Here is a 12,548-nt window from a genome sequence, read left to right on the forward strand (position 1 = left end):
CTAAATAAACCGCGACATTATACGTCAGTTATTAAAATATATCTGCTATTAGTGTGTAACTTTTGTAATTACTTCTAATTAGCTTATTCACTGACTGACGCTAAAACATTGAAAAATGTAGGAAATGTTTTATAGGTACACTTTGGATCATTAATCGTTATTGGCTTTCCACCAACGGCAACCATTGCAAAACACATGGCTATACGGTGATCGTCGTAAGTGTCTATTGCTACATCGTTGAAGTGTTTAGGCGGTGTAATTTCTATAAAGTCATGCCCTTCTACCACTTCTGCCCCTACCTTTCTAAGCTCAGTTGCCATCGCATATAAACGGTCTGTTTCTTTTACTCGCCAGTTATAAATGTTACGAATGGCAGTTGGGCCTTTAGCGAAAAGAGCAACAGTTGCAAGGGTCATAGCAGCATCAGGAATTGCATTAGCGTCAATATCTACGCCTTTTAATTCGCCTTTGCGAACAACTAAACGCTCATCATACCAATCGATTTTTGCGCCTACTTGCTCCATTACTTTAGCAAAGCCTATATCACCTTGAACTGATTTAGCACCCACGCCTTTAATTTCAATCTCGCCGCCAGCAATTGCAGCCGCAGCAACAAAGTAAGAAGCAGAAGATGCATCGCCTTCAACCATAATTTGTTCGAGTGATTGATACTGTTGACCACCTTTAACTTTAAAAGTTGCATAATCACTGTGTTCAACACTAACACCAAAACGTGCCATTACATCAAGCGTAATATCAATATAAGGTTTAGATACTAAAGTACCTTTAATCGTTATCGTTGTATCACCGCTAAATAATGGCGCTGCCATTAATAGAGCCGTTAAAAATTGACTTGAAATACTACCGTCAATTTCAACCTCACCACCTTTTATTTGACCACCTACAATTTTAAGTGGTGGATAGTCTTTGTGTTTTGTATAGGTAACATCACCACCAAGCGCTTGTAGAGCATCAACTAAATGCCCTATCGGACGCTCTTCCATACGTGGCTCGCCTATTAGCTCATACTCACCAGCAACGGCAGCAAGTACAGCCGTTAAAGGTCTGTAAGCAGTACCCGCATTACCTAAAAACAAGGGCTCAGTAGGTGTATTAAACACACCACCAACTCCCTCTACGGTCGCTACAGTGTGTTCATCATTTAAAGTTACATTTACACCTAATAACTTTAAAGCACCCAGCATATGGCGTATATCGTCACTATCAAGTAAGTTCTCTACAACGGTGGTACCGTTTGCCAGTGCTGCTAATAATAAAATTCTGTTCGATAGACTCTTTGAACCTGGTAGGGTTACCGTGCCATTTACTTTAGAAATAGGTTCTAAACGGAGCTGCTCCATTAGCTGTGCTCCTTTGCAAATGCAGCCATAAAATCTACAAGTGCTTGAACACCTTCAAGAGGCATAGCGTTATAAATACTTGCGCGCATACCGCCCACAATTCTGTGACCTTCAAGTGCAAGTAAACCGGCCTCGTTTGATTGAGCAACAAATTTGCTATTTAAGCTTTCATCGTTTAACCAAAATGGAACATTCATGCGTGAGCGGCAATGTTTAGCGACTATATTTGAATAAAAATCTGAGTTATCGATAAAATCATACAGTAAATTTGCTTTAGCAATATTTTGTGCTTCCATGGCTTTTACCCCACCATTGCTTTCAAGCCATTCAAATACTTCAGCCGCTAAATACCATGCAAAGGTAGGTGGGGTATTAAACATACTGCCCTGCTTTGCTTCAAGTGCGTAATCTAAAATACCGGGCTTTGGCAAACCTTCGCGCTCAAGTAATGCTTTACGAACAATAACAATTGATATGCCCGATGGACCGATATTTTTTTGCGCACCAGCGTAAATCAAATCAAATTTATTAACGTCAATCTCACGCGATAAAATAGTTGAAGACATATCAGCAATAATCGGAGCTGTTGGGTGGCTTGGTACATCAAAAATCTCTAAGCCATCGACAGTTTCATTAGGGCAATAGTGGATGTACGCAGCGTCTTCTGGCAATTCCCAGTCAGCAACGTCTTTAATTGACAACTCACCATCAGCATCATTACGGACATCCGTAAAAGACGTTTGAGTAAACTTATTCGCTTCATCTCTGGCGCTTTTCGACCATACGCCATTCTCGCAATAAAACGCTGTTTTGCCTTCTTGGTGTAAGTTTAATGGCACAGCACTAAACTGGCCACGACCACCACCATGCATAAACAGCACTTCAAATTCATCACTAATATTCATTAGGCGACGAAGACTGGCTTCACATTTAGCTGTAAGCGCTAAAAACTCTTTACTACGATGGCTAATCTCCATCACAGACACACCTAGGTCTTGCCAATCTAGAAACTCTTTTTGCGCTTTTTTCATAACCGCTTGCGGAAGCATAGCTGGCCCCGCACAAAAATTATATTTACTCATTACCTTTGCCTCATTCCAGTAATTTAACTACTAAGCATGAACATTTAATACCAATCCGCTAAACCTTTAAAATTTAATGAATGAATATAATTTCACACCCTATTAATTTTTTTCAACAACATTAAAAAAAGCGGCCAAGGCCGCTTTTTCAATATCAATTATTCTGAAGGAGGATTATCATCCGCTACTTCATCAATAACCGTATCTACTGTTTCAACGTCTTCAATATCAATTAAGTCACTTTCTGTAACTTCAATCTCTTCTATACGTTGTAAACCAACTACTTGCTCTCCGTCAATAGTTCTGATCAAAATAACACCTTGTGTGTTACGTCCAACCGTTGAAACTTCATTAACGCGAGTTCGTACTAAGGTACCACGATTCGAAATAATCATTATTTCATCGTTGTCATCAACTTGCACAGCACCAACAACAGCACCGTTACGTTCACTCACCTTAATTGATACAACACCTTGTGTTGCACGGCTCTTAGATGGGTAATCTTCAAGTTGTGTACGCTTACCGTAACCATTTTCAGTTACCGTTAGAATAGCACCGTCAGTTTTTGGTACAATTAACGATACTACGCGTTGCTCGTCTGGCATTTTAATACCACGAACACCTGTAGCGGTACGACCCATTGGGCGAACACCTTTGAAGCGAATCTCAGGGTTACCTTCTTCGTCTAATACTGGGTTACCGTTTTCATCAACAACTGTTGTTTCTTCAGCTTCTTTGAAGCGTACAACTTTACCTGCATCAGTGAACAACATAATTTCGTTGCTACCATCGGTAATATCAACACCAATCAAGCTATCGCCATCATTTAAGTTAACAGCAATAATACCGCTTGCACGTTGACGACTGTAAGCCGTTAATGGTGTTTTCTTAACTGTACCGAATGCAGTTGCCATAAAGATATATTTATCTTCTGCGTACTCGCGTACTGGCAATATAGCAGTAATACGTTCATCAGCTTCAAGTGGTAACAAGTTAACAATTGGCTTACCGCGCGCTGCACGACTTGCTAGTGGTAACTGATACACTTTAAGCCAATATAAACGACCGGCCGTAGAGAAACATAAAATAGTATCGTGTGTATTTGCAACTAACAGACGTTCAATGAAATCTTCATCTTTCATCTTCGTTGCTGACTTACCTTTACCACCACGACGCTGTGCTTCGTAATCAGACAATGCCTGATACTTCACATACCCTTCGTGAGAAAGCGTTACAACAACGTTTTCTTCGGTAATTAAGTCTTCAAGGCTGATATCGTGAGCCGCTGCATTAATCTCAGTACGACGTTCGTCGCCATACTGCGCTTTAATTTCAACTAGTTCGTCACGAATAACTTCCATTAAACGCTCAGGTGTTGCCAAAATATAAAGTAGCTCAGCAATTAACTCTAATAACGCTTGATATTCAGTTAAGATTTTTTCGTGTTCAAGACCAGTCAACTTGTGTAAACGCAAATCTAGAATTGCTTGAGCTTGTTGCTCAGAAATATAGTATTGACCGTCGCGAATACCTAAATCATCAGCAAGCCAATCTGGACGGGCTACATTATCTTCGCCTGCTTTTTCAAGCATACCTTGTACATGACCTAATTCCCACGGACGTGCAGTTAAAGCAATTTTAGCTTCAGCAGGTGTAGGTGATTTACGAATAAGCTCGATAATTGGGTCAATGTTTGCAAGCGCAATTGCTAAACCTTCAAGCGTATGAGCACGGTCACGCGCTTTGCGTAAATCAAACACGGTACGACGAGTTACTACTTCACGGCGGTGAATAATAAACTCTTCAAGCATTTCTTTTAGATTAAAACACTTAGGTTGGTTGTTAATTAATGCAACCATATTCATACCAAACACAGTTTGTAACTGAGTTTGTGAATACAAGTTGTTTAAAATAACTTCGCCTACGTCACCACGTTTAATTTCAATAACGATACGCATACCGTCTTTATCTGATTCATCACGTAGTGCACTAATACCTTCAATTTTCTTATCTTTAACAAGCTCAGCAATTTTTTCAATTAAACGGGCTTTATTAACTTGATAAGGAATTTCGTGAACGATGATTGTTTCACGGCCTGTTTTTTCATCGGTTTCGACGTCGGCGCGTGCACGCATGTACACTTTACCACGGCCAGTTAAATAGGCTTGTTCAATGCCTTTTTTACCGTTGATAATTGCAGCCGTTGGGAAATCAGGACCAGGGATATAATCCATTAACTCTAAAATAGTTAAATCAGGATTTTGAATAAGTGCCAAACAACCGTTCACAACTTCAGTTAGGTTATGTGGTGGTATATTTGTAGCCATACCTACTGCAATACCCGACGAACCATTCACTAATAAATTAGGGACTTTCGTAGGTAACACGTCAGGGATGAACTCAGTGCCGTCGTAGTTAGGAACGAAATCAACCGTTTCTTTTTCAAGATCGGCTAATAACTCATGCGACATTTTTGCCATACGTACTTCTGTATAACGCATTGCCGCTGCTGAATCACCATCAACCGAACCGAAGTTACCTTGGCCATCTACAAGCATATAACGTAGTGAGAATGGCTGAGCCATACGAACTATCGTGTCATAAACTGCACTGTCGCCGTGTGGGTGGTATTTACCGATTACGTCACCGACCACACGGGCCGATTTTTTGTAAGGCTTGTTCCAGTCATTACTAAGCTCGTTCATTGCAAACAAAACGCGGCGGTGAACAGGTTTTAAACCGTCACGTACGTCTGGTAATGCACGTCCTACTATTACGCTCATTGCGTAATCTAAGTAGGAGTTTTTTAACTCGTCTTCAATATTGACTGGCAGAATTTCATTGGCGAGATCAGTCATTTGATATCACATTCCTTCAGTATCAGCTCTCAACAACCCGGTATTGGGTATTAAGAGTATTGTTATTATTTCTAACAGCCATGCTATCACAATTAATTTTAATTTACAGGCGCAAAACTTTGCGATTTATCAATTTAGCCCTATATAATGGCCTCAGATTGACGAGGAAGTATTTTATGACCGAACATCAAAATGTAGATCACGCAGAAATAGCAAAATTTGAAGCCATCGCTGAGCGTTGGTGGGACCTAGACGGAGAATTCAAACCTCTTCACGAAATTAACCCGTTACGTTTAGACTTTATAGCAAACAAAACGCAAGGCTTATTCGATAAAGAAACACTCGACGTTGGCTGTGGCGGCGGTATTTTAAGCCAAAGCATGGCGCGTATGGGTGCAAAAGTAACTGGCATCGATATGGGCCAAGAACCTTTAACTGTTGCTAAGTTGCACAGTTTAGAAACTGGCGTAAATGTAGATTATATAAAAGTGCCTGCAGAAGAGTTTGCAACACAGTACCCTGAGCGCTTTGATGTAATAACGTGTATGGAAATGCTTGAGCACGTTCCCGACCCAGCATCTATCATTCATGCTGTAGCTGCACTTGCCAAACCAGGCGCGGACGTGTTTTTTTCAACCCTGAACAAAACACCTAAAGCATATTTATACGCGATTGTTGGCGCTGAAAAACTCTTAAAAATGGTGCCTGAAGGTACACACGACCATAAAAAGTTTATAAAGCCTGCACAGCTTATTGCATGGGCAGAGCAAGCCGGTTTAAAAGTTCGTGCAAGTACAGGGCTTTCTTATAACCCACTATCAAAGCAATATACGCTCAATAGTGACGTTAGCGTAAATTACATACTTTATTTTGAGAAGTTAGCTTAATGGCTAACTCTCAAGCCCCCCTACCCCTTATTGAATACGATGCATTTTTATTTGATTTAGACGGCACCCTACTCGACACCGCTGATGATTTAGGTGCCGCTTTAAACGCAGTTCTTATTAGCAATAAAATAAAACCTGTTAGTAGTGATATATACCGTCCTGCCGCATCTAACGGCGCAGGCGCATTATTAGAGGCTGGTTTTAAAGAATTATGGGCTAAACAACCCCAAAGCGAGCTTATAAAGCAATTAGTTGACGAGTACGCCACAAACATAGTAAATCACACTCGTTGCTTCAACGGAGTTGAATCGTTACTTATCGCCCTTGATCAGAAAAAGATCAAATGGGGGATCATGACTAATAAACCAGAGTTTTTAACCGATCCTTTAGTGGCAGCTATTCCCGCATTAAAAAATGCCAGTGTAGTAATAAGTGGCGACACATTAGCTGAAGCTAAGCCATCACCTTTACCACTGCTACATTGTGCAAAGCTTATGCAGGTAGAACCAAGCCGTTGTTTATACATTGGTGATGCACAGCGTGACATACAAGCAGGCAAAGCGGCAGGTATGCATACCGCAACGGCACTTTGGGGTTACATCCCAAGTATTGATGAAGCCAACAGCTGGAATGCTGATTTTAACTGGCAAAGCCCAATTGATGGTTTTAACCATATATAGTGCTATGTTAATTATTAAACACTATATATTGTGATTGTGTTAGTTTTCACACAAAGCTTGCTGATAAAAAAAGCAGTCAAAATTTATTTTTAAAATGAGTAAATTTAGCAGATCATTAGTTGATTTTTGCATATTTCAACTTAAATGATTGTTCGAAGGTGAGTGTCTACTAACACAAATGCGTTATCCCAAAGTTATCCACAAACAGGGGCAATTATGTCCCTTGCAAAACAACTCAGACCACACTATCTTGTGATCTCTAAATTGAACAACACCAGATATTGTGGCCAAATGTTATTCAATTAAATTCGCCAATACGGTGAAACCTATAATAAATGAGTATGTACCTTGCTTCGGCGAGGCATAAAGCATTGGTCAAAATACATAATTCCCAAGGAATACAGGCAAATGAACCAACAGTTATCTGTAAGCAAACGTGACGGGCGCAAAGAGCCTCTTGATCTGGATAAGATCCATCGCGTTATTGAATGGGCCGCCGAAGGTTTAAGCAACGTTTCGGTTTCGCAAGTTGAATTAAAATCGCACATTCAGTTTTACGACGGTATTCGTACTAAAGACATTCACGAAACCATCATTAAAGCAGCAGCGGATCAGATTTCAAAAGAATCGCCTGATTATCAATACTTAGCTGCACGTTTAGCTGTATTCCATTTACGTAAAAAAGCGTACGGTCAATTTGAGCCACCACGTTTATTTGACCACGTAACAAAAATGGTTGGCGATAAACGCTACGATGCTCACTTATTAGTAGATTACACAGAGCAAGAATTAGACGAGCTTGATGCATACCTTGATCATTCTCGCGATCTTAACTTTAGCTACGCGGCTGTAAAACAGCTTGAAGGTAAGTATCTCGTTCAAAACCGTGTATCGGGTGAAATCTACGAAAGTGCACAGTTTTTATATATTTTAGTAGCAGCGAGCTTATTCTCTGACTACCCACGTGAAACACGCGTTTCTTACATTAAGCGCTTTTACGACGCAGTATCGTTATTTAAAATATCTCTACCAACGCCAATTATGTCGGGTGTACGTACACCTACTCGCCAGTTTAGCTCGTGTGTATTAATTGAATGTGGCGATAGCCTTGATTCAATCAATGCAACGTCGTCAGCTATTGTTAAATACGTTTCACAACGCGCAGGTATTGGTATTAATGCTGGTCGTATTCGTGCGCTAGGTAGCCATATTCGTAACGGCGAAGCGTACCACACAGGTTGTATTCCTTTTTATAAGCACTTTCAAACAGCTGTTAAAAGTTGTTCGCAAGGTGGTGTACGTGGCGGCGCTGCAACATTGTTCTACCCGCTTTGGCATTTAGAAGTAGAGAACCTACTTGTACTTAAAAATAACCGTGGTGTAGACGACAACCGCGTTCGTCACCTAGATTACGGCGTACAGTTTAATAAACTAATGTACTCTCGTTTAATTAAAGACGACTACATTACGTTATTTAGCCCATCAGATGTGCCAGGCCTTTACGATGCATTTTTTGAAGACCAAGCTGAGTTTGACGCGCTTTACGTAAAATACGAACAAGACGAATCGATTCGTAAAAAACGCATTAAAGCCATTGAGCTTTTCTCTATGTTTGCGCAAGAGCGTGCAAGTACAGGTCGTATTTATTTACAAAATGTGGATCACTGTAATACACACAGCCCGTTCATTGCTAAAGTTGCGCCTATTCGCCAATCTAACTTATGTTTAGAAATTGCATTGCCAACTAAGCCACTTAATAACGTAAATGACGAAGAAGGCGAAATTGCCCTTTGTACACTGTCTGCGTTTAACTTAGGTGCAATAGAATCACTTGATGAGCTTGAAGAGCTAGCTGAACTTGCAGTACGCGCACTTGATAACTTACTTGATTTCCAAGACTACCCAGTACCGGCTGCTAAAAATGCAACTATGGGTCGTCGAACGTTAGGTATAGGCGTGATTAACTACGCATACTACCTAGCTAAAAACGGTAAACGTTATTCAGATGGCAGCGCAAATGCATTAACACATAAAACCTTTGAAGCTATTCAATACTACTTGATGAAAGCATCAAACGAGCTTGCTAAAGAGCGTGGTGCCTGTCCTAAGTTTAACGAAACAACGTATTCACAAGGCATTATGCCAACAGATACGTACAAACGTGATTTAGATAAAATTTGTGATGAGCCACTTCATCTTGATTGGGATACACTACGTGCAAATATTAAAGAGCACGGTATGCGTAACTCAACACTAAGTGCGTTAATGCCATCAGAAACATCGTCGCAAATCTCTAATGCAACAAATGGTATTGAACCACCACGTGGACATATTAGCGTTAAAGCAAGTAAAGACGGTATTTTAAAGCAAGTTGTTCCTGAGTATGAGCGTTTAAAAGATCAATACGAGCTACTGTGGGACATTCCATCAAACGATGGTTACTTGCAGCTTGTTGGTATAATGCAAAAATTTGTAGACCAAACAATTTCTGCAAATACAAATTATGATCCAAACAAGTTCGAAGGCGGTAAAGTACCTATGCAAGTCTTATTAAAAGACTTACTAAGCGCGTACAAACTAGGTGTTAAAACCTTGTACTACCACAATACTCGTGATGGTGCCTCAGATATGCAAGAAGATACTCCAGAAGTGGAAGATGATGATTGTGAAGGCGGCGCGTGTAAAATATAACTGCTGATTTTTATTTTAAGCGGGCATTAAGCCCGCTTTTTCTGATAGTTTTTTGAGTGATAAACATGTCTTATACTACTTTTAGCCGAAACCATAATAACCAAATGCAAGAGCCAATGTTTTTTGGCCAAACTGTAAACGTATCTCGTTACGACCAACAAAAATACCCTATTTTTGAAAAATTAATCGAGAAGCAACTGTCTTTCTTTTGGCGTCCTGAGGAAGTAGATGTAAGTAAAGACCGTTTAGACTTTCAAGCGTTACCCGATCACGAAAAGCATATATTTTTAAGTAACCTAAAATACCAAACTCTACTTGATAGTGTGCAAGGTCGCTCGCCAAACGTGGCCCTACTTCCCATTGTATCGCTACCAGAGCTTGAAACATGGATAGAAACGTGGGCATTTAGTGAAACGATTCACAGCCGTTCATACACACATATTATCCGTAACGTAACACAAGCACCTGAACTTATTTTTGATGACATTGTTAGCAACGATAAAATTAGCGAACGTGCCGATGCCGTAACTAAATACTATGATGATTTAATTAACTCTGTATCGCTTTACAATTTATACGGCGAAGGCAAACACGAGATTAATGGCAAAACAGTTATCGTTAATTTATTTGAGCTTAAAAAGAAACTTTACCTTGCAATGATGTCGGTAAATATTTTAGAAGCCATTCGCTTTTATGTGAGCTTTGCATGTTCGTTTGCATTTGCTGAGCGTGAACTGATGGAAGGTAACGCTAAAATAATTAAATTAATTGCACGCGACGAAGCACTTCACCTTTCGGGTACGCAGCATATTTTAAATATTATGCAAGATGGCAAAGATGACCCAGAAATGGCGATTGTTGCAGCCCAGTGCCGCGACGAAGCGATTAAAATGTTTGTTGATGCTGCAGAGCAAGAAAAAGAGTGGGCTGAGTATTTATTTAAAGATGGTTCAATGATTGGCTTAAATAAACATATTTTATGTCAGTACGTTGAATACATTACTAATGCACGTATGACTGCCATTGGCTTGCCAGCACAGTTTGAAAATAACAGTAACCCTATCCCATGGATAAACTCGTGGTTAGTGTCTGATAACGTGCAAGTAGCGCCGCAAGAAGCAGAAATCAGTTCATACCTTGTTGGTCAAATAGACTCTCAAGTTGATGCCTCACAATTTGGTGACTTTGATTTATAATGAGTGACAGAATCACTGCAAGTGTAACGCTTGCAGAAAACAGCCAGTGTATAGAATTTACCGCTGGCTGCCCTTCTCTTCTACAGTGCTTAGAATCCATGAAAATAGACGTTGCATTCCAATGCCGCGAAGGTTACTGCGGCGCCTGTAGAGCAACGTTAGTGTCAGGTAGTGTTGAATATAACGAAGAGCCACTTGCGTTTGTGCGCGAAGGCGAAATACTCCTGTGCTGCTGTAAACCCAATGGCAACGTAAGTATTAATTTAAAGTAATTTTCTGACAAATAAAAAGCCAATAATGAAAACGTTATTGGCTTTTTTCTTAAGGTGCATTACGGCTAAGTTTTATTTTTCTTTCAAATAAACGGTTTTCTTCTCTAGATATTGCTCTAAACCAAATTTACCATCTTCGCCGCCAAAGCCGCTCTGTTTCCAGCCATTATGAAAACCTTGATGCTGCTCACCCATACCACGGTTAACATAAACTTCACCCACTTCTAACTCGTTAATTGCTTTATTAATATCTGAAAAGTTTTGCGTAAATATATAAGCGCTTAAGCCATAAATACTGTCGTTACAGTATTTAATCGCTTGATCCATATCTTTAACTTTGACAATTGGGAGTACTGGCCCAAAAGTTTCTTCGTGCACTGCAATGTTATCTTGCTTAACGTCTACAAGTAACGTTGGTTCGTACCAACAACCACCTTCGAAACCCTCAACAGAAGCAACTTTACCACCAGTGGCGACAGAAGCGCCTTGTTGTATACTTTGTTGAACTATGTGATCAATGTTGTCTATTTCACGTTGATTACATTTAGGACCCATTTGTGTATCTGGGTTCATAGGATCCCCAACACGAAGTGCTTTTACAGCTGGTATAAATTTAGCCATAAACGCATCGTACACAGACTCTTGAACATATAAACGCTCAACACAGGTGCATACTTGCCCGCAGTTAGCAAAGCGACCCCAAAGCGCACCTTCAACAGCCTCATCAAGGTCGGCATCTGCCATAACAACCATCGGGGCTTTACCGCCAAGTTCAAGCATTACAGGCGTCATATATTCTGCGCTAGTTTTATAAATTTGCTTACCTGCAGCAGTAGAGCCTGTCATGGTGATCATTTTAGTAATTGGGCTTTCACACAATGCTTGGCCAACAACAGAACCTGATCCATTAATAACGTTTAGCACGCCAGCAGGAATCCCCGCTTCGTTTGCTAAACGACCCAGCTCGGTGGTTGCTAAAGGTGTTTCTTGGGTAGGTTTTAATACAATAGAGTTACCTGTAATCAACGCAGGTCCAATTTTACGACCAGCCAATGCCAGCGGAAAATTCCACGCAGTAATACCAACAACTACGCCACGTGGCACTTTATGAATGTATATTTTTTCATCTTCGTTATCTGAAGGTAAAATATCGCCTTCAATAGTAAGTGCATGGTCGCATGCATAGTCAATAAAAGTCGCTGTTACGTCGACTTCCATTTGTGCAACTGATAGCAATTTACCTTGCTCTGCAACAAGCATTGGTGCAAGAATATCTTTATTTTCACGAATTTTATTAGCAAACACGCGCAATATATTTTGACGTGTGCGAGCTGTCAATTTAGCCCACTTTTTCTGGCCTACATTCGCTGACTCAAGTGCATACTGCGCATCTTCTATACAGCCTTTTGGTATTTCACCAATTTTTTTACCCGTAGATGGGCTTAATATTTCAATGGTGCCACTTACTTTAGAAGCGACATATTCACCATTTATAAAATTCACATTATTATGAAAGTTCAT

Annotated in this window: 9 protein-coding genes; 5 read left to right on the top strand and 4 right to left on the bottom strand. The window is 40.2% G+C overall.

Annotation, left to right across the window (positions count from 1 at the left end):
• Window positions 1-83: 83 nt before the first annotated feature.
• The 3 genes from aroA to gyrA all read right to left on the bottom strand — a co-directional run bounded on the left by aroA (window position 84) and on the right by gyrA (window position 5,301).
• Window positions 84-1,361 carry a 3-phosphoshikimate 1-carboxyvinyltransferase gene (gene aroA / locus I6F40_RS00205; RefSeq protein WP_197192316.1) on the bottom strand — a complete coding sequence of 426 codons (1,278 nt, stop codon included), beginning with the start codon at window positions 1,359-1,361 and terminating at the stop codon, window positions 84-86.
• On the bottom strand, window positions 1,361-2,443 hold the full coding sequence (serC, locus tag I6F40_RS00210; protein ID WP_197192317.1) for a 3-phosphoserine/phosphohydroxythreonine transaminase: 1,083 nt from the start codon (window positions 2,441-2,443) through the stop codon (window positions 1,361-1,363). The genes aroA and serC overlap by 1 nt, the downstream gene beginning before the upstream one ends.
• A 158-nt stretch (window positions 2,444-2,601) precedes the next feature.
• Window positions 2,602-5,301: a DNA topoisomerase (ATP-hydrolyzing) subunit A gene (gyrA, locus tag I6F40_RS00215; protein ID WP_007583046.1), complete on the bottom strand. Its 2,700-nt coding sequence runs from the start codon at window positions 5,299-5,301 to the stop codon at window positions 2,602-2,604.
• A 176-nt stretch (window positions 5,302-5,477) separates the two neighbouring features.
• On the opposite strand from gyrA, the gene ubiG reads away from it, so the two are divergent.
• The 5 genes from ubiG to yfaE all read left to right on the top strand — a co-directional run bounded on the left by ubiG (window position 5,478) and on the right by yfaE (window position 11,027).
• Window positions 5,478-6,188, top strand: coding sequence for a bifunctional 2-polyprenyl-6-hydroxyphenol methylase/3-demethylubiquinol 3-O-methyltransferase UbiG (gene ubiG, locus I6F40_RS00220; RefSeq protein ID WP_008171708.1), 711 nt, complete (start codon window positions 5,478-5,480; stop codon window positions 6,186-6,188).
• Complete coding sequence (locus I6F40_RS00225) at window positions 6,188-6,868, top strand: HAD family hydrolase (protein WP_197192318.1); 681 nt, start codon at window positions 6,188-6,190, stop codon at window positions 6,866-6,868. Before ubiG ends, I6F40_RS00225 begins: the two co-directional genes overlap by 1 nt.
• A 408-nt stretch (window positions 6,869-7,276) precedes the next feature.
• Window positions 7,277-9,559: a class 1a ribonucleoside-diphosphate reductase subunit alpha gene (nrdA, locus tag I6F40_RS00230; RefSeq protein ID WP_010552863.1), complete on the top strand. Its 2,283-nt coding sequence runs from the start codon at window positions 7,277-7,279 to the stop codon at window positions 9,557-9,559.
• Window positions 9,560-9,624: 65 nt separating this feature from the next.
• Window positions 9,625-10,755 carry a class Ia ribonucleoside-diphosphate reductase subunit beta gene (gene nrdB, locus I6F40_RS00235; RefSeq protein WP_197192319.1) on the top strand — a complete coding sequence of 377 codons (1,131 nt, stop codon included), beginning with the start codon at window positions 9,625-9,627 and terminating at the stop codon, window positions 10,753-10,755.
• Window positions 10,755-11,027, top strand: a complete 273-nt coding sequence (gene yfaE / locus I6F40_RS00240) for a class I ribonucleotide reductase maintenance protein YfaE (RefSeq protein WP_197112192.1) — start codon at window positions 10,755-10,757, stop codon at window positions 11,025-11,027. Before nrdB ends, yfaE begins: the two co-directional genes overlap by 1 nt.
• 72 nt (window positions 11,028-11,099) lie before the next feature.
• Here the strand turns inward: yfaE and aldA are convergent, their stop codons facing one another.
• Window positions 11,100-12,548 carry an aldehyde dehydrogenase gene (aldA, locus tag I6F40_RS00245; RefSeq protein WP_197112190.1) on the bottom strand — a complete coding sequence of 483 codons (1,449 nt, stop codon included), beginning with the start codon at window positions 12,546-12,548 and terminating at the stop codon, window positions 11,100-11,102.

Origin of the sequence: Pseudoalteromonas sp. SWXJ133 (assembly GCF_015864365.1) — a bacterium.
Taxonomy (GTDB): Bacteria; Pseudomonadota; Gammaproteobacteria; order Enterobacterales; family Alteromonadaceae; genus Pseudoalteromonas; species Pseudoalteromonas arctica.